Consider the following 25591-nt stretch of genomic DNA (forward strand, 5'->3'; position numbering starts at 1 on the left):
GCTTCTGCAAAGGTCAATTGAGACATTGGATTAGGCACGAAGTTGGGTTTAGGCTATTTTACCGGAATTCGGGGGCTTAATCAGAGGTTCCCTTGGTCATCTAACGCCTGTACTTTGGGGTGGCGAAGCGACAGCGTAGTTGTCCTAGACGTATGTATTTTATGCGGCGAACAATATGCGCTTGTTAGTGATGGCTGAGTTAGGGCTGCTTTTCATATACCGCTACGCCTTCTGGTAAGGAATACCAGTCTTGCTTCTCGCTTATCCAAACATGAGCGGTCGGTTTAATAATGCTGGTATCTGATAAATTTGAGGGTTTTAACTTGATTTTTCCCGGTTCCTTTGGGTCGAAGTGGTATATTCGATTTCCACACGTTGGACAAAATTTTGCCCCATTTATATTGCCGCTATCTGCGACTCTACTCCATTCAGTCATATCGCCCTGAAATTCGACCGTGTCAGTGTCTACAATCGCAGTTATGCTAAACGCGCTTGTTGATAGTTTTTGACATTCTTTGCAGTGGCACGCTACAACCATCAGAGGATCAGAGAGTAACTGATACGTTACACTTCCGCATTGACACGATCCTTTTATCGGATACTTCATTTATATCTCCGAATTTCTGTCTATCGCTAACGCGGCAATCAACCGCGGCTTGACTTGTATGGCCACTCTCTCTAATCACTTTTATGCACTACATAACGTAACTCAGCCATGCCTACCCCCATCTGGCGAACGGAAATGAGCTGTAGTGTTGGGCCCAGAACACGACGGGGAAAAAGTGGTTTCCCTTTACCAAGAGTGGCAGAGCCAATCTGGACAATAACTTCATCCAGCAAGCCAGCGTCATAGAACTGACCAGCCAGATCGCCACCGCCCACAATCCAAATGTTCTTATCCTTAGCGGCGATTCTCATTTCTCTATGAACTTGATGGACATCTCCATTTGCAAAATGGGTATCTGCGCCATCAATCACAGGCAGCTTACGACTAGAGAATATCCATGCAGGTTGGCTGTATGGCCACGGTGAGCCTGTCTCTCTAGCGACCTGATCGGCATTACGTACCATCCATTCATAGGTTGCTGACCCCATAGCCAAGGCACCTACTTCGGATATGAATTCTGGATAGCTAGAATTGTCAAGATCTCCAAGAGGGAAAAGCCAATCAAGTGAGTCATCTTCCGTCGCGAGAAATCCGTCAAGACTTGTGGCTGTGTAATATTGAGTTTTCATTGTGTGCTTCATCTGCTGATTATATTTGCCTAACATTTGGTGAAGGGGTGGGCTTTAGCCCGTCCCAGTGAGCGAGGCGAACGGTTTGAACATTTTGTCGGGCTTTCTGAGAGAGATAAGCTATCGGCTCGGATTTTCTGTTTCGATTCCAGCTCTATTTTTATTTCCACATTTCTTACATGTGTAGACGACTTCGAAGTCATTGCTCGATTGTGATGGTTCAGTGCCATATGTCATCAAGGTATCGCACTTAGCGCACCACCTGGCATTGTTTTTTTTCAGGTAGAAATATGCTGCGCCTACACCGAACAATAAGACGAATACTATGCCAAATGGCTCTTGAAGGTGCCATGCAAAATACGCGGAATAAATGCAGGCTGCCGCAGCACACACCTCCAAGATATCTTCTTTAAGTACAAAGGTGAACTTCATAACTTTATTAGCCTAAGGCCCTCATTTCGGGGGCGTAGTGAAGCGCAGTGGACGAGAGGTCCCAGCCCGAAGGGGCGAACAACATGCGTTTGTTACCTCATTCACAAGCATCGGCTATGTCTCCAATTTTCAGCGCCGCATTTACCCAAGGTGAAACAAAAATGCTATTCGCGTCACCTTCAAAGATAATAGAGCCACTGATTTTGGGGGAGTAATACTCTAATCGGTAGCTTGGGCCATCCATTATGATGATATCTGAAACAGATGTCTTTTTAATGCCCGCAGCTATCTCAGATGTTTCAAATATAGCCCGCTCTACCTCTTTAATACCTTCTTCAATTTCTCGACAATCTGATATTTTTACAATGTGCTTATCATGACCATCTTCCGTTGCGTGAGCTATATAGAGCACTCCATCATTTATGTGATAGCCATACTCAGAACCTTGGGCATACCATGGGCCGGTTAAAAATGTGATACCACCGAAGAAATCTATTTCATTGCCGTATGCGGTCTGTAACACGTCCTTTCTCATCTCTTGAGAAACACAAGAAGACAATATTGTTGTCAGTAGTAATGTAGATACTCGAATATTCATGAAGGACTAACGCCGCCAGCAGGGCAGCTTACCTTGTGCTCGATAATGGGGTCGCAGCGAAGCGCGCAAAACGTGCACGAGATAAGCTGTCCTTGGAAGGAGGCCCTGCTAATGTAAGATGATTCTATTCTTCATTCGTCGATTTCAGTGATAGCGCGGGATATGCACTCAACTCGCGATCTTCAGCTTCCAGCATATTATTAAAATCATCTTCGGTAAGTAGAGTCTGTGGCAACAGATTGCTACTCTCTTTGAAAAGATGGCATAACGTTGGTTTGTCTTCGTCTCGGTTAAGAAACGTAGTAAGCAGCTGGCCCTTTACGTTAAAATCATGGGAAATTTTATTTATAGTATTTTTGTGCACAATCAATGCTCGATTGGGGTTTTCGAACAAAACCATTTTGCACAAGTTTTTTCTTGCAAGCTCTCTTAGTTCTTCAGCTTGTTGCTTGTCCACTGGCATCACCTCTTTCACACCGAAACTGCTTGACTTGGTTATGAGTCTATATGACTTTACTGACAACTTCTTGATTCTATCGAACAATTCATTTAACGAACACGGTTTTTTAGCGAAATCATCCACTCCTGCTGCAAAGCATGCTTCTCTGTGGGATTCATTGGCTGTTAACGCCAGTATAGGAAAGTAGCTGCTGATTTTTCTTATTACTCTCGTGGCTTCAATACCGCTCATCTCTGGCATATTGACATCCATAAGGCAGCAATCGTATTTACCTTGATTTTTCCTGGCAAAATCTACGGCCTGCTTTCCATTTGATGCCATATCAAATTTGAATCCAAAGCTTTTCATGGCCATTCGATGAGCCACTTGGATCATCTGATCGTCTTCTGCAATTAGAATATTCACTCCTTGCTCCTTTTCTCCGTCAGATAATGGTCAGCTGGAAGTGATCAAGAATGCATCGTTCACAGTGCTTCCCAAAATATGTGATATTCATTTGTTGGCGAAGAGAAACCCTAAGATGACATTTACACTACCCGCTGTAATGAAAAGTTGAACTTCTGGACGATCTAGACCAGGTCCTTCCGTGGTTCCAAGATATTTTAATGCTTTAAATTGCCCGGGTTTCTCGTTTGGTTGGGCGTGAATAATCCATGTTGGCTGATAGATTTATTTCACGCGATAGATTGCGCAGAGCTTGTTTCCATCAGGATCGCGAACGTAGGCAAGATACATTGCACCCAAGCTGCTCTCGCGCAGGCCTGGCGGTTCTTCAACCGTCTGCCCGCCATGTGCAACCGCTGTATCATGAAATTCTTGAACTTGTTCGGGTGAGTTACATTTGAAGGCAATAGTACCTCCATTTGCGGGAGCTGCCTCTTTGCCATCTATTGGCTCTGTGACACAGAAGGTGTTGCCATCGTGGCGATAGAAGAGCCGGATATGGCCTGAGCCTGCTTTGTTGCGCAGTGGTTCACCTACTCCGAGTGTGCCAAGTACGGCATCGTAGAAATTCTTCGAACGTTCAATATCGTTCGAACCTACCATGATGTGATTAAACATAGCTTGTATCCTGTATCAGTTGAATTTTCTTTCGCTATTATATGGCATCGCAAGAATCACAGTCCGAGGATATAAAACGTATCATGTCCATATCCTTGGTGTACATTACATCCATCGCATCGTCACAGTGCAATGTTGGACTTGCTCAGGTCATATTGCTGCACTGGCTCGATCCCACGTTTGTACAGTAGCTCTTTCCTGCTCCCAGTGTGGATGATTTCCAATTATCATAGGGCTTGCGGACGGATACTTCGTAACTCCGCTCAGGACATCTTCGATCTTGCCTGCAGGGGGCGTTTCACTTGAAGCATTGTTGGATACCTCCGCCACGCTCATAGCTGAAAAGGACTCCGTCTCAACCCTCAATACGCTCGCCGCGAATCGATCAGCTCTTTTTGCTTTTTCTTGCATCCCTGACCAGGTAGGATTTGCCCGGGCCCCACTTCAGTTCGAAAAGGTCGATGGCGCGGAACAGGCTGCTCAGGTTCTTGAAGCCGTAATTGCGGCAGTCGAAAGAGGTACGGTTGGAGATGTTGGAACCGACGGCGCCGAGTACCGCCCAGCCATCATCGTCTTCGGTGGCCTCAATGGCCTGGCGCAGCAGGGTAATCAGTTTGGTATCCGATTTGATGTTCTTGGGCTTTTCACCGTTGTCTTCCTTGACCACGTCTGATTTGTCGAGGAACAGGAACTTGGAGCAGGCATTCACGAACGGCGGCGGTGTCTTGCGCTCGCCAAACCCGAGCACCACCTTGCCCTCCGCCAGGGCCCTGGTCACCATCGGGGTAAAGTCACAGTCCGAGGAGATAAAGCACATCACGTCGATGTCTTTGGTGTACATCACATCCATCGCATCGATCACCAGCGCGATATCGGAGGCGTTCTTGCCCTTGGTCAGGTCATACTGCTGCACCGGCTGGATAGCGTGTTCGTGCAGCAGTTCTTCCCAGCCCCTGAGTGTGGGTGATTTCCAGTTGCCGTAGGCCTTGCGAATGGTGACCACCCCGTATTTCGCGACCTCGCTCAGGACATCCTCGAACTTGCCTGCGGGGGCATTGTCCGCGTCGATGAAAAGGGCAATCTTCTGCTTGATTTCGTCCATCTTAAATCCAAGGGTATATTGAATTGTGGGAGGTCGGTGCGTCAAATCTTTACTCTGATACCGATTTTCTAACCTTTTCCTCGCTTTCTTTGGTCCATGAGCCTTTGTCCTTGAACAGAAATCCCAAGCCTTTCGGATAATTGTTGCTTTGTTTTATAGTCTACGGGGAACATGTAGGTGTGCTGAATCACCATTTCCTTCAAGATGCGTTTACATACAGGGTTGTCCTTTAGCTTCTCCGCTGTGCTTTCGATACTTTCTGTTTTTAGGGTTTTATTAAACTGTAGTTCGATTGCCTGCCTTATTAAATTGTATGCAGGGGTTTTGGTATCTGTTTCCAGTGCTGAATAGATTTCAAGCGCTTCCCGGGAACCAATTGATGCACCTATTTTTTTGATTACGCCATTTATTACGCCATATGTTAGATGTAAATATGCGTGCTCTGCGTGCCTTTCGATTTCCTTGTCTGATAAGTCTGGCTTATCCGTTAGATAGTTAGCTATTATTTTCACAACTTCTTTTTTTGATGATTCAGAAATTTTTATGAAATACTCTAAAAAACGTAGCCCAGTTGACGTTCCAGATTTAGCCAGATCATAAATCACGTTTCTCTTCAGTGAAGAGTGGCGATTCCGGATAATCTGGCCGGCTATTTCCATACCTTTAAAAGTTTTGTTTATGTTCGCTAAAATGTCGTCGGCTTCTGTTATTTCGTCTTGGCTTTTTCTTTCTATTTCATCAAGTTTTCTGTTGTGTTCATCGCGTTCTTTTTGTATTTCTCGTTGTTCGATAATCAATTCTGGTATTTGCTTTATGAAATCATTCATAAAGCTCAATTGGTTTTTATCGAGAGTAGCCTTTTGGTTCTTTTCAAAAAGAGATTCCAAAACATTATTTATTTTGTTTAGAACCCATGAGTCTTTAGTGTGATGGGTAATAAAGATAAGGATGTTCGCATAATCTTCCCTGTGTAGTGACTCAAGCAGGGTTTCTACAGCTTCTCTAGTTTTTTGGTTGTCAGCGTAAGATTCAGCTATTTTCTTTGCGACAAAAAAATAGTAAATATATGGATATTTAAATCCTATGGTTGCTCGTTTTTGGCAAAGAATTGAGTGGTCAGTAAGTTTTTTTGTTACTTCTCTCTGGTCTACAGGAAGGAATTCTTCACAATATCTTTCAAAAAAGGATTTCAATTCCGAATCATTCGGGTCTGAATCATTTGTAAAAATCAACCATGATAGCTCCGTTAAAACGTTTAAGTACTTATCGAAGTCTAACTTGTTGATTTTTGCTTTATCGAAAGATTGGTAGATTAATTGTTGATAGCAATGTCCATATGATGTCAATTCAAGATTGAGGCCGCTATTTGCTTCGAACATTTGTAGAAGCATTAGTACATAAATCGGCTTTGGGGGGACAATATTTCTTTTGATTACGGTGTCTAACCTGGACTTTAGCTCATCACAGTTTGAGTAGAGCTCAAATTCGTCGATGTTCTCCTCTTCTCCCAGGGAAATCCATTTTTGGACAATTTCTTCTCTTTTTATGTTTCCTAGCCCAAGTAATTCGCAGGTCATGTAGTTGTCGAACGCTGGAATGTCGTTGGCAACATATGAAAATGATGTATGACAAGTAAACAAAATAAAACCAAAGCTTTCGCTCAAGTTTTTTATAAAGATGTTTCTAAATTTTGCGTTTAAAGAGATATCATCTATGTTGTCTATGAGGACCGCTGTATTTTTAGCTGACAAAAAAGTTTCGTAGTCTAGATTTTGATACTGCCGTTCAATCTCTGGGCGTAAGTTTTCGTCAATCTTTGAAGTCTTGATGTTATTGGCGTCAAGATATATTGGGATATAACTCTCTTTAAGTAGCTCTATGAAGAGGTGCTTTAATAGTGAGGTCTTTCCTTGCTGTTCTTCCCCGAATATGATTTTGTGACTTGGGGACTTTGCTAGCTCTGATGTACTTTTTATTTTTATTGGGTCATCGTCATTATCACTTTCTAGTTCCATGTCTGGAGCCACATAAATATCAGAAAGCGTGATTTTGTTTACTTTTCTATGTGTTAGCTTAATTTCTGTGTCGTTAGTCCACTCCAAAATGAATGGGGTGGGTGCTATTTTGTCGTTTGAAAGGGCTTTTGGTTGAATGCTTTTTTGTGATTTGAAATCGGATATATGTTGCTTTAACCCACTAATAGCATCTACCCAAGCGGCATCTTCGTTTTCCCACTCTGTAATTGCTTTTGCGTCTTTTGGCACGGCTTGCAGTTTCGATAGTCCACTATCGTGCCAGTGGCATGGGCGTACAATAATTGAAATAACAGTTGCTTCTTTGTTTTCGTACTTCTTTAGTGCGCGAGAAACCTCGATATCCTGACAGTAGGAGGACGCTAAAAAGCTAGAGCTGACTAGAAATATTATTATATCTGCGGCCTCAAGGTTGGAATCAATTGATCCCGCCCACTCCTCGCCGGGAGTGATTTTCCGGTCGTGCCAGACTGAGATGTGACCATTTCGTTGGAGTAACGATAGATGTTCTTCAAGCGTTTCGCGATGATGTTCGTCTTTGTGGGAATAGCTTATGAATACTTTTTTTGACATGTCTCTATTTTCTTCTTCTCTATAACTTCGAAACGATTAGGTAGAACTACTGCTGCTCAGAAATTTGCATCGTCAACTACATAAAAAAAGCGGGCTTTCGCCCGCTTCAATACCTCTCTTCCTGTGAGCGACTCTTCGTTGTAGTAAATCCTTTTCTACAGTCGATGCATTTAGTGGTTTACCACTGCAGCGCACCGCCAGTCTGGTATTCGATTACCCGCGTTTCGAAGAAGTTCTTCTCCTTGCGCAGGTCCATGATTTCGGACATCCAGGGGAAGGGGTTCTGGGCGCCGGGGAACTGTTCTTTCAGGCCGAGCTGGCTCAAGCGACGGTTGGCGATGAAGTGGAGGTATTCCTCCATCATGGCTGCGTTCATGCCGAGTACGCCGCGGGGCATGGTGTCGCGGGCGTAGGCCACTTCGAGTTCCATACCTTCGAGGATCATCTGGGTCACTTCCTGCTTGAACGCTTCGGTCCACAGGTGCGGGTTTTCCAGTTTGATCTGGTTGATGACGTCGATGCCGAAGTTGAGGTGCATGGACTCGTCGCGCAGGATGTACTGGAACTGCTCGGCAACGCCGGTCATTTTGTTGCGGCGGCCCATGGACAGGATCTGGGTGAAGCCGCAGTAGAAGAAGATACCTTCGGTAACGGCGTAGAACGCGATCAGGTTGCGCAGCAGTTCCTGGTCGGTTTCCGGTGTACCGGTTTTAAAGGTGGGGTCGCCGATGGACTGGGTGTGCGACAGGCTCCACGCGGCTTTCTTGGCGACGCTCGGGACTTCGCGGTACATGTTGAAGACTTCGCCTTCGTCCATGCCCAGTGACTCTACACAGTACTGGTAGGCGTGGGTATGGATGGCTTCTTCAAACGACTGGCGCAGGATGTACTGGCGGCATTCCGGGTTGGTGATGTGGCGGTAGATGGCCAGCACCAGGTTGTTGGCTACCAGGGAGTCGGCGGTGGAGAAGTAACCCAGGGAGTATTCCACGATACGACGCTCGTCCTCGGTCAGACCGTTGGGGTCTTTCCACATGGACACGTCTTTGTTCATGTTTACTTCCTGCGGCATCCAGTGGTTGGCGCAGCCGTCGAGGTATTTCTGCCAGGCCCAGTCGTACTTGAACGGTACCAGCTGGTTGAGGTCGGCGCGGCAGTTGATGATGCGCTTTTCGTCGACCTGGATACGGGCAGCGCCCATTTCCAGTTCTTCGAGGCCCGGGGCCGGGTCCAGGTCGGCAACGGCGGCGCGCGCGGCTTCTACGGCGGAAGAGGGCGCTGCGGCAGTTGCTGAGGATCTGGAATCTGCATTTTCCTGGCTCTGGGCCGCGGTCGGTGCCGGGGCACTGCTGGCGCTGCCTGATTGATAGGCTGCGCCGGGTTCGGTGACTGCCTGCTGCTCGGATTGCAGTGCGCCCGGCACCGGTTGCGGTTCGGTGGTTTTGGCTTTTGGTGCTTCGAAATCGTCCCAGCTGAGCATGACTTCCCCTTATCTTTCCTGAGCAATTCCCGTGCCGTTTGTAGCGGCAGGGGATCTTCAATCTGTGTGTCGTGCGACCTGCGCCCGGACCGGGCCCGGACTCTTCTTTGAGTGTGTCGGGGCCGGTGCCGGGGCGGCGCTTATGGTCTTGGTGCGCGAGTGCTGTTTGTGAAAACAGGCTCGTGCGGTTGCTCTCCCCCGAGAGTCTTTTGGGTTCTTGCCGAGAGCCTTGGAGGCTCTCGGTTCGCCTGGCAGATTTTTTGCTCCTGCAAAATCTGCATTTCCGCCATCCATGGCGGTCACAGCAGGCTCCTACATTTTTACTGGCAGGCTTCGCAGTCTGGGTCGTCCAGGGAGCAGGCCTGGGGCACTGCGGCCGGGACTGGCTCTTGTTGAACCGAGGCTTGCGGAGCGGCCGGGGCGGCGCTGGCGGCGGGGGCGCCACCGGCGCTGACGGCGTTCAGGGTGCCACTGGTCACGGTGGATTTTTCCGTGGTGGTGGCGGCCAGTGCGCGCAAGTAGTAGGTGGTTTTCAGGCCGCGGTACCACGCCATGCGGTAGGTCAGGTCCAGTTTCTTGCCGTTGGCGCCGGCGATGTAGAGGTTCAGGGACTGGGCCTGATCGATCCACTTCTGGCGGCGGCTGGCGGCGTCGACGATCCAGCGCGGTTCCACTTCAAACGCGGTGGCGTACTTGGCTTTGAGATCTTCCGGGATGCGGTCGATCTTCTGCACCGAGCCCTCGTAGTACTTGAGGTCGTTGACCATCACTTTGTCCCACAGGCCACGGGCTTTCAGGTCGTGTACCAGGTAGGGGTTCACCACGGTGAATTCGCCAGACAGGTTCGATTTCACGTACAGGTTCTGGTACGTGGGCTCGATGGACTGGGACACACCGGTGATGTTGGCGATGGTCGCGGTCGGGGCGATGGCCATCACGTTGGAGTTGCGCATGCCCTGGCTGGCGACTTTCTCGCGCACTAGGCTCCAGTCGAGGGTGCTGCTGGTGTCCTGGTCGATAAACTGCTCGCCGCGGTTCTTGGCCAGAATTTCGATGGAGTCGATTGGCAGTATGCCCTGGCTCCACAGGGAGCCTTTGTAGCTGCTGTAAGCGCCGCGCTCGGCCGCCAGATCACTGGAGGTTGAGATGGCGTAGTAGCTGATCGCTTCCATGGTGGTGTCGGCGAACTGTACGGCTTCATCGCTGGAGTAGGAGATGCCGGCCTTGTACAGCGCGTCCTGGAAGCCCATCAGGCCCAGGCCCACGGGGCGGTGGCGCATGTTGGACTGGCGCGCGGTTTCCACCGAGTAGTAGTTGATGTCGATGACGTTATCGAGCATGCGCACGGCGGTTTTCACGGTGCTTTCCAGCTTGCCCATGTCGAGCTTGCCGTCTTCACCAATGTGCTGGGACAGGTTCACGGAGCCCAGGTTGCACACGGCGATTTCGTCGTTGGCCTTGGTGTTCAGGGTGATTTCGGTGCACAGGTTGGAGCTGTGTACCACACCGGCGTGCTGCTGCGGGCTGCGCAGGTTGCAGGCGTCCTTGAAGGTGATCCAGGGGTGGCCGGTTTCAAACAGCATGCCCAGCATCTTGCGCCACAGGTCTACCGCGCGCACTTTTTTGTGCAGCTTCAGTTTGCCTTCGGCCACCAGTTGTTCGTAGTGGTTGTAACGCTCTTCGAATTTGTCGCCGAACAGGTCGTGCAGGTCCGGGGTATCGGCCGGAGAGAACAGGGTCCACTCCTTGTCTTCGAACACGCGCTTCATGAACAGGTCGGGCACCCAGTTGGCGGTGTTCATGTCGTGGGTGCGGCGGCGGTCGTCACCGGTGTTCTTGCGCAGCTCGAGGAATTCCTCGATGTCCAGGTGCCAGGTTTCCAGGTAGGCACACACGGCGCCTTTGCGCTTGCCGCCCTGGTTGACCGCTACCGCGGTATCGTTGGCCACTTTCAGGAAGGGCACAACACCCTGGGATTTGCCGTTGGTGCCCTTGATGTAAGAACCCAGTGAGCGCACCGGCGTCCAGTCGTTGCCCAGGCCGCCGGCCCATTTGGACAGCATGGCGTTGTCCTGGATGGCACCGTAGATACCGTGCAGGTCGTCCGGCACGGTGGTCAGGTAGCAGGAGGACAGCTGCGGGCGCAGGGTACCGGCGTTGAACAGGGTCGGGGTGGAGCTCATGTAGTCGAAAGAGCTCAGCAGGTTGTAGAACTCAATCGCGCGCGCGTTCGGGTCTTGTTCGTTGATGGCGAGGCCCATGGCCACGCGCATGAAGAAAATCTGAGGCAGTTCGAAGCGCACTTCGTCGGAGTGCAGGAAGTAGCGGTCGTACAGGGTCTGCAGGCCGAGATAGGTGAACTGGTGATCGCACTCGGGTTTGATGGCGTCGCCCAGGCGCTCCAGATCGAAGCTGGCGAGGGCCGGGTCCAGCAGTTCCAGCGCGATACCTTTTTCCACATAGGCGGCCAGCGCCGGTTTGTAGAAGGTTTCCATTTCTTTCTGGGTGGCGGACTCGGCCACACCGAGGAAGCGCAGGGCTTCGGCGCGCAGTTTGTCGAGCAGCAGGAAGGCGGTGGCGTAGGTGTAGTTGGGCTCCTGTTCCACCAGGGTGCGCGCGGTGATCACCAGTGCGGTGTTGATGTCGGTTTCAGACACACCGTCGTACAGGTTTTTCAGGGCTTCGCGCAGGATCAGTTCGCCGTCGACGTCGGTCAGGCCTTCACAGGCTTCGCGCACGATGGTGCGCAGGCGCTCCATGTCCAGCGCTACCAGGGAGCCGTCTTCCCGTTTTACCCGAATAGAGGGGACGCGAATGCTCGGATGGGCATCGGCGGGTTCGGCGCCGGCGGTTTTCTGCTTTTCTTTCTCGGCGCGCAGGCGCGCGTGCTCTTCGCGGTAGAGCACGTAGTCGCGGGCAATCTTGTGCTCACCGGCGCGCATCAGTTCCAGCTCTACCTGGTCCTGGATTTCCTCGATGTGGATGGTGCCGCCGGACGGCATACGGCGCTTGAAGGTGGCGCTGATCTGGGCAACCAGGTCGGCCACGCGCTCGCGGATGCGGCGGGAAGCAGCAGCGGTGCCGCCTTCAACGGCGAGGAAGGCTTTGGTAACGGCTACGGAGATTTTGCTGTCGTCGTAGGGGACAACAGTGCCGTTGCGTTTGATCACGCGGATCTGACCGGGGGCAGTGGCAGCCAGGGTGGTGTTGCTGCTGGCCTGGTCTGTTACCGAATCCTTGGTAGTGCCATTTGGCACAGACTGGGGGCGCCCTGTCTCTGTGTGCATGAATTTCTCCGTAGTTCTGTGTGCGCGTCGAGTGTGACTTGCCTGGTTTTTGCGTTGGTCTTTTGGATGTGTCGGCTTGTGGCCGGAAAATATCTGCGCTCGCTTACCAGTGCCGGGCCTTCCTGCTTTCCCGGGGTTCTTCAGACAACAGACACAAGCAGCGGCGGCGGTGCCGGGGCGCCGCTCGGGTAACTCTTGTTGGGGTACTGCTTGATACTGCGTCTGAAACTCAGGGGCACCCTGTTGCCGGATTGCCTGTGGATATGCCCGGCGCGCTGCCGGCAAGCACTTATCCACCGCTCCGGTGCCCTGACACGGGCTGTGTACAGGTCTGGCCTAGTTGGTGCGATAGCGGTCGGACACAATATCTTGTGGTGGGTCCTGGGCGCCCTGCGCCGCTTTCCCTAGAAGATGTTGGGGGCTGATTCGCCCTCAAACCCAATATATTGGGGTCCGATCTCGAATGACCAACAAGATAATGCGATTGGGAGGCTAATTCAAGGCGGATAACTTCGGGGTTACTTGTGGATAATTTGTGGGTAGGCGGTGCGGCGTGGTTTATTCCCGGTCTGCAGCGCCCGCCGTTACTGGGCGGGTATGAAAAGTGATCAGATTGGACGACCGCGCGGTTTTTCTAAGAATATTTTTTAATAGTAACGAGGTCCCAAATTAAGCGTGGCAATAATAATTTGGGCCTGGTTATTCCCTGTGCAAAGAGGTACCGACAGGTCGAAATTTGCGCGGCATTCGTGATCAAAAAAGAGGCGCCGGTAGATTCCGGCGCCTCTTCGCATTGGGCGGACAATAACGGTCAGTTACTGTTGTCCAGCAGGAACTCCATCAGGGCTTTCTGCGCGTGCAGGCGGTTTTCCGCTTCGTCCCAGACCACGGAGATGGATTCGTCTTCCAGCAGTTCACCGCTCACTTCCTCGCCGCGGTGAGCGGGCAGGCAGTGCATGAAAACCGCGTCGCGGTTGGCGTGGCTCATTAGCTCGTGGTTCACCAGGTAGCCCGCAAACGCCTTCATGCGAATCCGCTGTTCGTCCTCCTGGCCCATGGAGGCCCACACGTCGGTGGCAACCCAGTCGGCACCGCGCACCGCATCTTCTGGTCTGCGCACCACGGTAACGCGGTTGCCGGCGGCGGCGACGATGGCCGGGTCCGGATCGTAGCCCTCGGGGCAGGCGATGCGCAGTTCGAAATCAAACTGGCGCGCGGCGCTGATGTAGGAGTTGCACATGTTATTGCCGTCACCCACCCAGGCCACCACCTTGCCCTCCGGGCTGCCGCGATGCTCGAAATACGTCTGCAGGTCCGCCAGCAGCTGGCAGGGGTGGTAGCTGTCGGACAGGGCGTTGATCACCGGCACCTTGCTGAACTCGGCGAAGCGCTCGAGGATCTCGTGGCCGAAGGTGCGGATCATGACCATGTCCACCATGCGCGAGATGACGCGCGCGCTGTCTTCAACCGGCTCGCCGCGGCCCAATTGGGTGTCGCGCGGCGACAGGAACAGGGCGTGGCCGCCCATCTGTGCCATGCCGGCCTCAAAAGACACCCGGGTGCGGGTGGAGGCTTTTTCGAAGATCATCCCCAGCACCTTGTTGCGGAAAGGCTCGCTGGTAACGCCCTGGTTGCGCAGGGCTTTAAGTTCGATGGCGCGCTCGATGACCGCGCGCAGCTCTTCCTTACTCAGATCAAGCAGGGTGAGAAAGTGTCTGACTGCCATAGGGGTTCCTCCGTAAATCAGGCGTCCTGTGGGGCAAAGTTGCGCACCAGTCTGGCGACGGTGGTGGCGATCTGGCGGCACTCGTCGTCCGTCAGGGTCAGCGGCGGCAGCAGACGCACTACATTGCCGGCGGTGACATTAATCAGCAGGCCCTCGGCGCGGGCCTGGTCCACCAGTTCCGCGCAGGGGCGATCCAGTTCGATACCCACCAGCAGGCCGAGGCCGCGCACGTCTTTTACCTGGGCGCAGCCCTCCAGCTCGCTTTTCAGCTGAGCCAGCAGGTCGCTGCCGAGCTTTTCCGCGCGCTCCAGCAGCCAGTGGCTCTCGAGGGTCTCCATTACGGCGAGGCCGGCGCTGCACGCCAGCGGATTGCCGCCGAAGGTGGAGCCGTGGCTGCCGGCGGTGAACAGTTCCGCCGCTTTGCCGCGAGCCAGGCAGGCGCCGATGGGCACGCCGTTGCCGAGGCCTTTAGCGGTGGTCACCACGTCCGGCAGCAGGTCGCCGAAGTGCTGGTAGGCGAACATTTTGCCGGTGCGGCCGTTGGCGGTCTGGATTTCGTCCAGCATCAGGAACCAGTCCTGCTGGTCGCACAGGGCGCGCAGGCGCGGCAGGTAATCGGCGTCGGGGATGCGGATACCGCCTTCGCCCTGCACCGGCTCCACCAGAATGGCGACGATATCGTTGTGCTCGGCGGCGAGTTTTTCGATGGCCGCCACGTCGTTATACGGCACCCGCAGGAAACCTTCGGTCAGGGGGGCAAAACCGATCTGCACCTTGGGGTTGCCAGTGGCGGTGAGGGTGGCGAGGGTACGGCCGTGGAATGCCCCCTCGGTCACGACAATCTTCGGGACGGCGAAGCCGCGCTCGTTGCCCAGCCGGCGCGCCAGTTTAATGGCCGCCTCATTGGCTTCCGCGCCGGAATTGGAGAAGAACACGTTGTCCATGCCGGACAGCGCCACAAGCTTCTCCGCCAGCTTTTCCTGGGGCGGGAGGTTGTACAGATTGGAGGTGTGCAGCAGGGTGTTGGCCTGTTGCTCGATGGCCTCGGTGACCGCCGGGTGGCAGTGGCCGAGGCCGCACACGGCGACACCGGAGAGTGCGTCGAGATAACGTCGGCCCGCATCGTCCCACACGTAATTGCCTTCACCTCTGACCAGGGTCAGGGTTCTGTTACCGTAGTTCTGCATAAGTGCGGGAGTGGCCACTGCGATATCTCCTCTGTCGGTGGGCCAAAGTAAGGGAAACCGCAGAAAATGCGTCGAAGACACACTCTGGCAGCAATTTCCCCGGAAAGCCGGCAATACTAGCACAGCCGCGCTACGGCACCACCAGTGCATTTGCGGGACGTGCGCGAAAAGGGGAATCGGGTACAATGCGCGCATTCAAGACGGCATGACGCCGGCTGAGGCCCGCGTCGGACATTTCCCAACCCGAGGTTAGCTTCCACTATGGATACTCTGGAAAACATCAAACAGCAGATCGCGGACAACGACATTCTGCTTTATATGAAAGGCAGCCCCAACGCGCCCCAGTGTGGCTTCTCCATGCGCGCCTCCCAGGCGATCATGGCCTGCGGCCAGCGCTTTGCCTACGTGGACATTCTGGCTAACCCGGACATCCGTCAGGAGCTGCCGAAGTACGCCAACTGGCCGACCTTCCCGCAGCTGTGGGTGAAGGGCGAGCTGATCGGCGGCTGCGACATCATCATGGAAATGTATGAGAACGGCGAGCTGAAGACCCTGATCGAAGAAGCGGCCAAAGGCGCGGAGCAGGGCGAGTAATCGTTGCTGTTACCCGGGGCTCGTTTCCCGGGCACAAAAAAACCGCGAGTTTTCGCGGTTTTTTTGTGCCCGGATTTTTCTGTAGGAGCCTGCTTGCAGGCGAACCGGATTCTGCACCATTGGTTCGCCTGCAAGCAGGCTCCTACAAAATAAGGGTTATTCCTCGGAGGCTTTTTCCATCTGTGACTGCAGATAGTTCTGGATGCCCACCTTGTCGATCAGGCCCAGCTGGGTTTCCAGCCAGTCCACATGTTCCTCTTCGGAATCGAGAATGCGCTGCAGCAGTTCGCGGCTGCCGTAGTCGCGCACGGATTCGCAGTAGGCGATACCGTCGCGCAGTTCCGGAATGGCCTTCTGTTCCAGCTTGAGATCGCACTTGAGCATTTCCTCGGTGTTTTCTCCGATCAGCAATTTGCCCAGGTGTTGCAGGTTGGGGATGCCCTCGAGAAACAGAATCCGCTCGATCAGCCAGTCGGCATGCTTCATCTCGTCGATGGACTCGTGGTATTCCTTGTCGGCCAGCTCTTTCAGGCCCCAGTCCTTGAACATGCGCGAGTGCAGGAAGTACTGGTTGATGGCAATTAGTTCATTGCCCAGTGCTTTGTTCAAGTGCTCGATGACTTTGGGATCGCCTTTCATTGTTTTCTCCTTTCACCCCGGGGACGCCCTGGGAACATTGTCTGAAACGGTCTGAGTACCGGTTGCGATTTGCGAAAATGCGAGTTGCGTGCCGGGCGTCTCAAACGATTCTCGACGTCCCTGTCTGCCCACAATTGTAGGGCCACAAATGGCTGGCGAGGTGAGTTTGCGTTGCGCTCTGTGGCAAGTCAAGGTTGCCGTGCCACTTATTTTGCAGGCAAAAAAGCACGAAAATTAACGGGAAAAAGGCCGAAAACTACAACGAGAATGATTGCCATTTGATTTGTTTGCGCGGTCGCAGACTGTAAGCAAAAAATGAAATTCTTTTGCCGCAACGAATTCATAAGGTGGGGAGAGCTGCTAAGAGGTGTGTATAAAGAACGGCGACAAAATCCATTTACTCCAGTGCCCGGCGCATGACTGACAGCTGTTTTTGGATTGTGGCGATATCAAATCTGTCGTCGATGCAATTTTCGCAGTCTTCCGCCAGTCGCTTGACCAAAGCGCTCAATGCCCTGCAGTCTTCCCGGCGGGAGCAGATTTCCGCCAGCTCAATGAGCGCGCCGATCAGGTGGCGCATAACGACGCCACTGGAGCGTCCGTACTCGCGGATTTCATCCAGTGCGGCCGCCAGCACGTCGGTGAAGTCCAGTTCATTGACCACTAGCCGCAATTGTTCCTGGTCATCGTGAAAACAGTTGGGAAGCTGTGGCCGCTGCAGCACAACGCCCATACCGTCCACCAGTCTGTCGATACAGGCGTAGGCGGTAAACGGATCGTTGATGCCGGGAGACAGCGCGCGCACCGCGATCTGCGCAAGCTGGCGAACAGAAAAAATGATGTCCTGCTCCGCGGTTGCCTGGGGGCCCAGAGTGATCGTGCTGAGAATTGCCCTGGCGATGTCCTGGCTGTCGAGGTTGCGGGGTGGATCGTAAACCCGGGCGACAATACTCCAGTGGAAGGCAAAAATTCCCGGATGGCACAACAGCTGAATACGGCACTCGTGCTTGGTTGCCCAGTCGATCAGTGCCTGGCGGTCGATGATCTGCACATAGCCTTCTTTCTGTGTGCGCACACTGAGGCTGTCGTCGCCGAGTTGCAGTGTGCGCAGGTCGCAGCGGCTGTTGCGGCGATTTCTCGCTTCTTCGCGGGGGTAAATAGACTCAAGCGCAGAGCGGAACTCGCGGTTGATGTGATAGGTGATGTTGTCCACCTGGATGGATTGGGCAACGTTGTGGATGAAATAAATCAGAAAGGCGATACATCCGAGCGCCAGCAGCAGGGCAACCGTTACGGTCAAGGTGTGGCGATGTTCCGTGGTGTCTGACCCGATGCCGCGCATGCTCATCAGCGCATACACAAAGGTGCTGAGAAAAATGCCAAGGGAGGCCTGAGTGCCGCGGTCGCGGATGAAGTTGCGCACCAGGCGCGGGCCAAACTGGTTGGAGGCCAGGGTGAGGGCGACGGTGGTGATGGAAAACACCGTGCCGGCCACGGTGATGGTGGAGCTGGCAATGGCGCCCAGCAGGGCGCGCGCACTATCCGGGTCGCGCAGTCTGAGCCAGCCAAAGCCGGGCAGGTGGTCGATCTCCCATATGCGGTCGGCGGCGAGCAGACCCTGCGCCAGTAGCAGGGCGACAATCATCATCAGCGCCGGGACCACCCAGAAGCTGGCGCGGAGGCGTTCAGACAAATGCAGCAGCTGGTGTTTCATGGTCGGGATGTCAGGCTCGCGCAATCAGGGCCAATAAAAGCCTAGTCGGTCACGCGGAGAATGATCTGCAATCGGAGGAAAAGTTTATACGTCGGCGGACGGCGGTCCGGAAGAGTGGGGTGTCAGGGAGGGGGGCTACGTTGCGGGAGGGCTCGCTGTTGGCAGGTATCGAAGGCTAGCCGCCATAGCCCCTTGAAGCTGGAATCAGCCGGCGGAATAAAAGAGCGCGCTGTTGGCTGTGGCCATTACGCCGCCTGCCATGGTCTCGTCGATGATTTCCTGGGTCAGTTCTGCACAGCGACCGCACTGTGAGGATACGCCCAGATGACGGCGCAGGGCTTTGACCGAGGTGGAGCCGTCGTACACGGCCTCTTTGATCTGGCTGTCAGTGATGCCTTTACAGATACATACGTACATCGCGGTGACCCTGGCGCAAAAACAATCAACTCTTGAACGGATGTGGATCTTATTGGTAATGAGAATGTGTGTCAATAAGATTATGCGATCGCTCAAAATTTATTCTAGCCGGCGGTGCACAGTCTGGTAGGGGGGATTGGGGCTTTCGGCTGACTGAAGAGTCGGCACCGCTTTGGCTGGGCGGGAGAGAAACGCGCCGCAGGTGGTGAGGAGCGCCAGCTATTGGATTTATATAAAAATTTAATGGGACTGGCATAAAGCCCTGTGTAAGATAGCGGCCCACTATCAATCTTTAATCAATTTATAGCCATTGGTTATAAATTGACCATTTCCATAACGTTATACCCATCTCACTGAGGAGGTTCTCATGGCTGTATTAGTAGGCAAGCCCGCTCCGGATTTCACTGCGGCCGCGGTACTGGGCAACGGCGAGATCGTTGACACCTTCAACCTGGCCGAGGCAATCAAAGGCAAGAAGGCTGTGGTCTTCTTTTACCCGCTGGACTTCACCTTTGTATGTCCTTCTGAGTTGATCGCATTCGACCACCGCTTTGAAGAGTTCAAAAAGCGCGGTGTTGAGGTGATCGGTGTTTCCATCGACTCCCAGTTCTCCCACAACGCCTGGCGCAACACCCCGGTAAACGACGGTGGTATCGGCCCGGTTAAGTACACTCTGGTTGCCGACGTAAAACACGAAATCTGCCAGGCCTACGACGTTGAGTCCGAAGGCGGTGTCGCTTTCCGCGGTTCCTTCCTGATCGACGAAGAAGGTGTTGTGCGTCACCAGGTGGTCAACGATCTGCCGCTGGGCCGCAACGTTGACGAGATGCTGCGCATGGTTGACGCGCTGGCGTTCCACCAGGAGCACGGCGAAGTCTGCCCGGCTGGCTGGCAGGAAGGTGACAAGGGCATGAACGCCTCTCCGGCGGGTGTGGCTGCGTACCTGAGCGAGAATGCCGACAAGCTGTAAGTCTTGTTGCGTGCGCTACGCTGACCGGGAAGCCATGCGGCTTCCTCGGTCAAAGAAAACCGCCTTACGGCGGTTTTTTTTCGCCCGCGAATCGCCGCGTTCCGGAATCAGCCCGGGCAAACCCGGTGATACCGGTTGAAAAATCGGCTAATGTGCGCGTTTGTTCCAGTTTTATTACAATCCCGGCCAAGTCGGTGCGGTGGTCGTTTGATCCGTCCGATCAACCGGTGACGTTGTGAGAGGATTGAGGCGATGGCAAGTAAGGGTGCCGCCCGAGAATTTTTGTGCGGGCTGCTAGTCTTACATACAGGTTTTCCCACAACATCCGATAGCGTTTTTCACGGGGCTCCGGTCTGACCCGGGTTCGGGGAGCGTCGTTGTCGCGGTGGTCTGCAGTACGGCATATGGTGTATTTCAAGGTGATTCAGGGCGTATCCAACCGTATTCGGGACATGTTCCAGCCTGTTGCTGGCGGACTGCTGCCGCCACTGGTGTTGCTGGTGCTGCTCTCCGTCGCGCATACCGTGACCGCTGCGGACGCGACGGCAGGGGATAAGTCCGCGCGTGAGGGCGGCAAGTCCGTCAGCCGGAGCGTTGAGTCCAGTGCCCGCGAGTTTGATCGTTACTTCCGCCAGATATTGAAACAACACGGCATTCCCGGCGCCGCCTATGTGATCGTGGACCGCGACCAGGTGGTGGCGATGGATACCTTCGGTGTCCGCGTGAAGGGCAAGCAAGAAGCGGTCACCAACCATACCGTGTTCCGGCTGGCGTCGGTGTCCAAAACCTTTGCCGCCAGTATGGCCGCGGTGCTTGAGCACGAGCACAAGTTCAGCTGGGGCGACAAGGTCGTACGCTATGTGCCGGAACTCAGCTTCAAGACCCCGGCGCTGTCGATGAAGTTGCAGGTGCAGCACCTGCTGAGTCACTCGTCGGGGCTGACGCCCAACGCCTACGACAACTACCTGGAAGACAACCGGCCTCTGTCCAAGATCCTGCCGATGTTTTCCACCATCGACCCCAACTGCGAACCGGGCCAGTGCTACGGCTACCAGAATGTATTGTTCAGCCTGATTGAAGAGGTCATCCAGAAGGCCACCGGCGTGCCTTACAGCCGGCAGCTGAAAGACCGCTTTTTTGTCCCCTTGCAGATGGAGGACGCCTCCCTCGGCTGGGAAGCGTTTATGGCGGCGAGCAATCGCGCCGCGCCCCATGTACAGACCGGCAACGGCTGGCGCCCGGTAAAAGTGGAGAAAGAATACTATCTGGCGGCACCCGCGGCCGGAGTGAATGCCAGTATCAGCGATATGGCCCAGTGGCTGAAGGCGCAGATGGGATACTACCCCGAGGTGCTGTCGCGGGAGGTGATCAGCGATCTCACCACCGAGCGGGTGGAGACCCGCCGCCATATGCGGCACCGTATCTGGCGTGACTATATTGACCACGCCGGTTATGGACTCGGCTGGCGGCTCTACACCGTGGGTGACGATCGCATCGTGTTTCACGGCGGCTGGGTGGCGGGCTTCCGCGCGGCCGTCGCCTACTCAGAAAAACGCAAGGTGGGCATCGCGATCCTGATGAATGCGGAGTCTCGCGTTATCTCGGATCTCACCGGCAATTTCATCGCCGATATCACCGGCCGGGGCAAGCTGGTACACGCCATCACCGCGGCGAAAAAGTAATCCCACCGTTTCTTCCCCCAAATCCGTGTGCAGTCAATCACCGGCCGGCGCTTGAAAAGGTGCCGGCCGGCCCAATATCCCCAGTCTTGACGTTGATCTGATTTAGGGGAGAACTGACCCATGACTGTAGAGGCGCATAAAGAACGCCACGGTTTCCAGACCGAAGCCAAACAGCTGCTGCACTTGATGATCCACTCGCTCTACTCCAACAAGGAGATTTTCCTGCGCGAGCTGGTTTCCAACGCATCCGACGCCGCCGACAAGCTGCGTTTTGAGGCGCTCTCCAAGCCTGAGTTGCTGGAAGAGGACCCGGACCTGCGCATCCGCATCGAATTCGACAAGGATGCCCGCACCCTCAGCATCACCGACAACGGCATCGGCATGAGCCGCGATGAAGTGATTGAGAACCTCGGCACCATCGCCCGCTCCGGCACCGCCAATTTCATGCAGAACCTCTCCGGCGACCAGAAGAAAGACGCGCATCTGATCGGCCAGTTTGGGGTGGGTTTCTACTCCGCGTTTATCGTCGCCGACAAGGTGGACGTGTTCACCCGCCGCGCCGGGCTCGACGCCAGCCAGGGCGTGCACTGGGAGTGCAGCGGCGAGGCCGAGTACTCGGTGGAAAATGTGGAGTGGCCGAACCGCGGTACCCGCGTGGTGCTGCACTTGAAGGACGAGGCCCAGGAATACGCCGACGGCTGGCGCCTGCGCTCCATCATCAAGAAGTACTCCGACCATATCGCCATCCCGGTAGAAATGCTGAAAGAAGAGCACAACTTCGGTGAGGATACGGACAAGCAAGAGGACAAGGCCCCGGAATTTGAAGCGGTCAACGCCGCCCAGGCCCTGTGGACCCGTCCGCGCTCGGAGCTGAAGTCCGAGGAGTACAAGGAGTTCTACAAGCACATCTCCCACGACTTCGACGATCCGCTCACCTGGAGCCACAACCGTGTGGAAGGCAAGCTGGATTACACCAGCCTGCTGTATATCCCCGCGCGCGCGCCGTTCGATCTGTATCAGCGCGACGCCGCCCGCGGCCTCAAACTGTACGTGCAGCGCACCTTCATCATGGACGACGCGGAGCAGTTCCTGCCGCTGTACCTGCGCTTCGTCAAAGGGGTGCTCGATTCCAACGATCTGCCGCTGAACGTCTCCCGCGAGATCCTGCAGAAAGACCAGAATACCGACGCCATCAAGAGCGCGCTCACCAAGCGTGTGCTGGACATGCTCGACAAGCTGGCGAGCAAGGATGCGGACGAATACCAGAAGTTCTGGGATCTGTTTGGTTCTGTGATGAAAGAGGGGCCGGCGGAAGATTTTGCCAACCGCGAAAAAATCGCCAAGCTGCTGCGCTTCTCTTCCACCCACACCGACAACGCCAAGCAGGATCAGTCGCTGGAAGCGTACGTTGGCCGCATGAAAGACGGCCAGAAGCATATCTATTACGTGTGCGCGGACAATTTCGCCACCGCTAAGTCCTCACCTTATCTCGAGGTCTTCCGCAAGAAGGGCATCGAGGTATTACTGCTCACCGACCAGGTGGACGAGTGGTTTGTCGGCCATATGCGCGAGTTTGACGGCAAGCAGTTCCAGGACGTGGCCAAGGGCGCGCTGGATCTGGGCGATGCAGAAAATGCCGACGACAAGGCCGAGCGCGAAAAAGTCGAAAAAGAGGCGGGCGCTCTGGTAGAGCGGGTCAAAGAAGTGCTGGCGAGCCGCGTGGAAGAGGTGCGCGCGACCACCCGTCTGGTGGATTCTCCCGCCTGTCTGGTGGCCAGCGACAACGATATGGGCCTGCAGATGCGCCGTATCCTGGAGCAGGCCGGTCAGACCCTGCCGGATGCCAAGCCGATCTTTGAATTGAACCCCAACCATCCGCTGGTGCAGCGCCTGGATCAGGAGCAGGACGAGGACCGCTTCGCGGATCTCACCAACATCCTGCTGGATCAGGCCAATCTGGCGGCAGGCAACCAGCTGGAGGATCCGGCGGACTATGTGCGCCGTTTGAATGCACTGCTGCTGGAGCTCAATCGCTGAGTTTCCCGCTTTCGCACCGGCCGGGCACAGCGCCCGGCCGGTGCTGCCCTCCTGATTGTCTTTCCCATCCCTCCTGCGCGGCAGACCCAACGCACTGCGCTATATTTGCTAATTGATTATCTGCTAACCACTTTTTTGCACGAAATGACGCTGAAACGGTGACAAATCACGGTGAACTTGGCAAAAACGATCAAATTTCTCCTCGGTCGTTGGGTGCCGGCATCCGCCTCCGTATAATCCCCCGCTGCAAAGCAAGAATCACAGAGCGTTATGACCCAGAAAGAAGTAACTTCAAGCGCCCCTGAATCCCGCTACACCGTTGCGGTACTTGGCGGCGGCAGCTTCGGTACGGCGATTGCCAATATCGTCGCTGGTAACGGCCACGATACCCGGCAGTGGATGCGCGACGCGGAACGCGCCGAAGCCTGTATGGCCAATCGGGAAAACCAGTGCTACTTGCCGGGCGTTGCCCTCGATCCCGGGCTCAGGGTCACCAGTGACCTGGAGGCGGCCGTGTGCGGTTGCCAGATCGTGTTTGTCGCCATTCCCAGCGGGTCCTTCCGCGAGGTAATGCACCGTGCGGCACCCGTACTGGCACCCGGAACCATGCTGATTTCCCTGACCAAGGGCGTAGAGCACGACCGCTTTCATCTGATGAGCGATATCCTGCGGGAGGAAACCGAGGGCATGCGCGTGGGGGTGCTGAGCGGCCCCAATTTTGCCAAGGAGATCGTCGCCGGCCACTACACCGCCACCGTGATTGCGAGCGAAGACGAGTCTCTCTGTACCACCATCCAGAAAGTACTGCACTCGGAGACCTTTCGCGTCTATTCCAGCAACGATGTGTTCGGCGTGGAGCTGGCGGGGGCGTTGAAAAACATTTACGCGATTGTCACCGGTATGGCGGTCGCACTGGGGCGTGGCCAGAATACAATCAGCCTTCTGATCACCCGCGCACTTGCGGAAATGATGCGTTTTGCCGAAGCAGTGGGCGCAGATCCCATGACCTTTATCGGTCTTGCCGGCGTTGGCGACCTGATCCTCACTTGCTCGTCGGACCTGAGCCGCAACTACCGGGTGGGTTACCTGGTGGGCAAGGGCAAAAAACTGGATGACGCGGTGGCGGAGATCGGCCAGGTGGCCGAGGGCGTAAACACCGTTCGTCTGATTAAGGCGAAAGCGGACGAACTGGGCGTTTACATGCCCTTGGTTTCCGCAATTCACGCCATATTATTTGAAGGTACCCCGATCCCCACGGTCATTCGTGAACTGATGTCCGGGGCGCAGACCTTTGATGTGGCTTATTCGGCCAAACCCTGAGTGGATTTCCCGAGCGGAACCCCTGAATACGGAACTACCGATGGATAACGAACAAATAAAGCGCAACCTGACGTCGACCGATCACTGGCTGCGGCTGGTGTTCATGGTGATGTTTGTCATACTGCTGGAAGTGGCCGGGGTCGTAATGCTGGCGACCATCGTCCTGCAATTTCTTTTCGCGATTGTATCTGGCGGGCCGAACGACAACCTTCGCCAGCTCGGCAATCAGATTGCATCCTATATTTACCAGACCCTGCAGTTCCTGATTTACAACACGGAAGAAAAGCCTTTCCCGTTTTCGGAGTGGCCGCAGGACTGAAACGATACCGGACTACGGTGCTTCCTGATTGCCGGCCCGAGTGGCCGGCTGTCTTTGGTGTTGTATTTAACGTCGACTTTAACAATGGTGCCCAACAACGGACTGGTGAATGCCCATGAGCAATGAAGAACTGAAACGAAACCTGACCTCTACCAACCAATGGCTGCGCCTGGTTTATATGGTGCTGTTTGCGGTGCTGCTGGAAGTTGCCGGCTTTGTCATGCTGGCTGTGATTATTGCCCAATTCCTGTTCGCCATTTTCAGCGGGGGGGCCAACGACAATCTGCGCCGTCTCGGCGACCAGATTTCCACTTTTATCTACCAGAGCCTGCAGTTTCTTATCTACAACACCGAGGAGAAGCCTTTTCCCTTCTCTGAGTGGCCGGAGTCTGAGGAGGAAGATCTCTCCTCTTATGAAAGCGCGGAGGAAATCGATGGCGAGGTGATCGGCAGTGACGATGATGTAGAGGTTACTGCGGAGTTTGAGGAAGTGGACGAAGCGCCGTCTGCCAGAGCTGAGCAGAAACCGCAGGAAAAGGCGGAAGAAAAGCCAGCGGAGAAAAGAAAGCCCAAGGCGGCGAAGTCCGGGGATGAAAGTGCGGAAGATGAAACCGTCATTGAACTCGGCAGTGACACCTCCGCAGATGTCGAAAAAAACACCGGCGACAAATAATCCCGGAGCGTGTCCACGAAGTCTGGCAGTCAGGATTTGACGGGAGAAAG

21 protein-coding genes are annotated in these 25591 nt (G+C 54.5%); 7 read left to right on the forward strand and 14 right to left on the reverse strand.

The window, feature by feature from the left end; genetic code table 11:
- Positions 1-199 precede the first annotated feature (199 nt).
- The 11 genes from FDY93_RS14005 to FDY93_RS14055 form a co-directional block, all read right to left on the reverse strand.
- Positions 200-607 carry a GFA family protein gene (locus FDY93_RS14005; protein WP_138236385.1) on the reverse strand — a complete coding sequence of 136 codons (408 nt, stop codon included), beginning with the start codon at positions 605-607 and terminating at the stop codon, positions 200-202.
- A 71-nt stretch (positions 608-678) separates the two neighbouring features.
- Positions 679-1236, reverse strand: a complete 558-nt coding sequence (locus FDY93_RS14010; RefSeq protein ID WP_138236386.1) for a dihydrofolate reductase family protein — start codon at positions 1234-1236, stop codon at positions 679-681.
- Between the two features lie 529 nt (positions 1237-1765).
- Positions 1766-2191 (reverse strand): hypothetical protein, encoded by a 426-nt coding sequence (locus FDY93_RS19505; protein WP_171018990.1) that lies wholly within the window; start codon positions 2189-2191, stop codon positions 1766-1768.
- A gap of 199 nt (positions 2192-2390) precedes the next feature.
- On the reverse strand, positions 2391-3131 hold the full coding sequence (locus tag FDY93_RS14020; RefSeq protein ID WP_220446204.1) for a response regulator: 741 nt from the start codon (positions 3129-3131) through the stop codon (positions 2391-2393).
- A gap of 264 nt (positions 3132-3395) precedes the next feature.
- On the reverse strand, positions 3396-3788 hold the full coding sequence (locus FDY93_RS14025) for a VOC family protein (protein ID WP_138236387.1): 393 nt from the start codon (positions 3786-3788) through the stop codon (positions 3396-3398).
- Between the two features lie 385 nt (positions 3789-4173).
- Positions 4174-4890, reverse strand: a complete 717-nt coding sequence (locus FDY93_RS14030) for an NYN domain-containing protein (RefSeq protein WP_138236388.1) — start codon at positions 4888-4890, stop codon at positions 4174-4176.
- A 68-nt stretch (positions 4891-4958) separates the two neighbouring features.
- Positions 4959-7496, reverse strand: coding sequence for a toll/interleukin-1 receptor domain-containing protein (locus tag FDY93_RS14035; protein WP_138236389.1), 2538 nt, complete (start codon positions 7494-7496; stop codon positions 4959-4961).
- 178 nt (positions 7497-7674) lie between these two features.
- A complete protein-coding gene (locus FDY93_RS14040) occupies positions 7675-8976 on the reverse strand; it encodes a ribonucleotide-diphosphate reductase subunit beta (protein ID WP_138236390.1) in 1302 nt (433 codons plus the stop codon).
- A gap of 320 nt (positions 8977-9296) precedes the next feature.
- Positions 9297-12263, reverse strand: a complete 2967-nt coding sequence (locus FDY93_RS14045; protein WP_138236391.1) for a ribonucleoside-diphosphate reductase subunit alpha — start codon at positions 12261-12263, stop codon at positions 9297-9299.
- Between the two features lie 811 nt (positions 12264-13074).
- A complete protein-coding gene (gene argF, locus FDY93_RS14050; protein ID WP_138236392.1) occupies positions 13075-13989 on the reverse strand; it encodes an ornithine carbamoyltransferase in 915 nt (304 codons plus the stop codon).
- A gap of 17 nt (positions 13990-14006) precedes the next feature.
- A complete protein-coding gene (locus FDY93_RS14055; protein WP_171018991.1) occupies positions 14007-15194 on the reverse strand; it encodes an aspartate aminotransferase family protein in 1188 nt (395 codons plus the stop codon).
- 243 nt (positions 15195-15437) lie between these two features.
- Here FDY93_RS14055 and grxD point away from each other — a divergent pair, with 243 nt between their 5' ends.
- Positions 15438-15770, forward strand: coding sequence for a Grx4 family monothiol glutaredoxin (grxD, locus tag FDY93_RS14060; protein WP_105101507.1), 333 nt, complete (start codon positions 15438-15440; stop codon positions 15768-15770).
- Positions 15771-15926: 156 nt separating this feature from the next.
- On the opposite strand, the gene bfr is transcribed toward grxD, so the two are convergent.
- From bfr to FDY93_RS14075, 3 genes are all read right to left on the reverse strand, one after another.
- A complete protein-coding gene (gene bfr / locus FDY93_RS14065) occupies positions 15927-16409 on the reverse strand; it encodes a bacterioferritin (RefSeq protein WP_138236393.1) in 483 nt (160 codons plus the stop codon).
- A 397-nt stretch (positions 16410-16806) separates the two neighbouring features.
- Positions 16807-18123 (reverse strand): DUF2254 domain-containing protein, encoded by a 1317-nt coding sequence (locus FDY93_RS14070; RefSeq protein ID WP_138236394.1) that lies wholly within the window; start codon positions 18121-18123, stop codon positions 16807-16809.
- A gap of 204 nt (positions 18124-18327) precedes the next feature.
- The gene (locus FDY93_RS14075; RefSeq protein WP_138236395.1) at positions 18328-18540 is read right to left on the reverse strand and encodes a bacterioferritin-associated ferredoxin; all 213 of its coding nucleotides are present in this window, start codon (positions 18538-18540) and stop codon (positions 18328-18330) included.
- Positions 18541-18907: 367 nt separating this feature from the next.
- Here FDY93_RS14075 and FDY93_RS14080 point away from each other — a divergent pair, with 367 nt between their 5' ends.
- The 6 genes from FDY93_RS14080 (at position 18908) to FDY93_RS14105 (ending at position 25541) form a co-directional block, all read left to right on the forward strand.
- Positions 18908-19510 (forward strand): peroxiredoxin, encoded by a 603-nt coding sequence (locus FDY93_RS14080; protein WP_138236396.1) that lies wholly within the window; start codon positions 18908-18910, stop codon positions 19508-19510.
- 404 nt (positions 19511-19914) lie between these two features.
- Positions 19915-21192: a serine hydrolase domain-containing protein gene (locus FDY93_RS14085; RefSeq protein ID WP_246068587.1), complete on the forward strand. Its 1278-nt coding sequence runs from the start codon at positions 19915-19917 to the stop codon at positions 21190-21192.
- Positions 21193-21312: 120 nt separating this feature from the next.
- Positions 21313-23229, forward strand: a complete 1917-nt coding sequence (gene htpG, locus FDY93_RS14090) for a molecular chaperone HtpG (protein WP_138236397.1) — start codon at positions 21313-21315, stop codon at positions 23227-23229.
- 270 nt (positions 23230-23499) lie between these two features.
- On the forward strand, positions 23500-24549 hold the full coding sequence (locus FDY93_RS14095) for an NAD(P)H-dependent glycerol-3-phosphate dehydrogenase (RefSeq protein WP_138236398.1): 1050 nt from the start codon (positions 23500-23502) through the stop codon (positions 24547-24549).
- A gap of 40 nt (positions 24550-24589) precedes the next feature.
- Positions 24590-24868 carry a DUF4389 domain-containing protein gene (locus tag FDY93_RS14100; protein WP_138236399.1) on the forward strand — a complete coding sequence of 93 codons (279 nt, stop codon included), beginning with the start codon at positions 24590-24592 and terminating at the stop codon, positions 24866-24868.
- 115 nt (positions 24869-24983) lie between these two features.
- Positions 24984-25541: a DUF4389 domain-containing protein gene (locus tag FDY93_RS14105; protein WP_138236400.1), complete on the forward strand. Its 558-nt coding sequence runs from the start codon at positions 24984-24986 to the stop codon at positions 25539-25541.
- Positions 25542-25591: the final 50 nt, after the last annotated feature.

This window comes from Microbulbifer harenosus (assembly GCF_005771435.1).
GTDB lineage: Bacteria > Pseudomonadota > Gammaproteobacteria > Pseudomonadales > Cellvibrionaceae > Microbulbifer > Microbulbifer harenosus.

What these genes read in the sequence shown, in the direction of transcription:
- FDY93_RS14005 (WP_138236385.1), bottom strand. Translation starts at nt 607, where the DNA reads ATGAAGTATCCGATAAAAGGATCGTGTCAATGCGGAAGTGTAACGTAT.
- htpG (WP_138236397.1), top strand. Translation starts at nt 21,313, where the DNA reads ATGACTGTAGAGGCGCATAAAGAACGCCACGGTTTCCAGACCGAAGCC.
- grxD (WP_105101507.1), top strand. Translation starts at nt 15,438, where the DNA reads ATGGATACTCTGGAAAACATCAAACAGCAGATCGCGGACAACGACATT.
- FDY93_RS14105 (WP_138236400.1), top strand. Translation starts at nt 24,984, where the DNA reads ATGAGCAATGAAGAACTGAAACGAAACCTGACCTCTACCAACCAATGG.
- FDY93_RS14085 (WP_246068587.1), top strand. Translation starts at nt 19,915, where the DNA reads ATGGTGTATTTCAAGGTGATTCAGGGCGTATCCAACCGTATTCGGGAC.
- FDY93_RS14010 (WP_138236386.1), bottom strand. Translation starts at nt 1,236, where the DNA reads ATGAAAACTCAATATTACACAGCCACAAGTCTTGACGGATTTCTCGCG.
- FDY93_RS14095 (WP_138236398.1), top strand. Translation starts at nt 23,500, where the DNA reads ATGACCCAGAAAGAAGTAACTTCAAGCGCCCCTGAATCCCGCTACACC.
- FDY93_RS14040 (WP_138236390.1), bottom strand. Translation starts at nt 8,976, where the DNA reads ATGCTCAGCTGGGACGATTTCGAAGCACCAAAAGCCAAAACCACCGAA.
- FDY93_RS14075 (WP_138236395.1), bottom strand. Translation starts at nt 18,540, where the DNA reads ATGTACGTATGTATCTGTAAAGGCATCACTGACAGCCAGATCAAAGAG.
- FDY93_RS14025 (WP_138236387.1), bottom strand. Translation starts at nt 3,788, where the DNA reads ATGTTTAATCACATCATGGTAGGTTCGAACGATATTGAACGTTCGAAG.
- FDY93_RS14100 (WP_138236399.1), top strand. Translation starts at nt 24,590, where the DNA reads ATGGATAACGAACAAATAAAGCGCAACCTGACGTCGACCGATCACTGG.
- bfr (WP_138236393.1), bottom strand. Translation starts at nt 16,409, where the DNA reads ATGAAAGGCGATCCCAAAGTCATCGAGCACTTGAACAAAGCACTGGGC.
- FDY93_RS14030 (WP_138236388.1), bottom strand. Translation starts at nt 4,890, where the DNA reads ATGGACGAAATCAAGCAGAAGATTGCCCTTTTCATCGACGCGGACAAT.
- FDY93_RS14080 (WP_138236396.1), top strand. Translation starts at nt 18,908, where the DNA reads ATGGCTGTATTAGTAGGCAAGCCCGCTCCGGATTTCACTGCGGCCGCG.
- FDY93_RS14070 (WP_138236394.1), bottom strand. Translation starts at nt 18,123, where the DNA reads ATGAAACACCAGCTGCTGCATTTGTCTGAACGCCTCCGCGCCAGCTTC.
- FDY93_RS14045 (WP_138236391.1), bottom strand. Translation starts at nt 12,263, where the DNA reads ATGCACACAGAGACAGGGCGCCCCCAGTCTGTGCCAAATGGCACTACC.
- argF (WP_138236392.1), bottom strand. Translation starts at nt 13,989, where the DNA reads ATGGCAGTCAGACACTTTCTCACCCTGCTTGATCTGAGTAAGGAAGAG.
- FDY93_RS14035 (WP_138236389.1), bottom strand. Translation starts at nt 7,496, where the DNA reads ATGTCAAAAAAAGTATTCATAAGCTATTCCCACAAAGACGAACATCAT.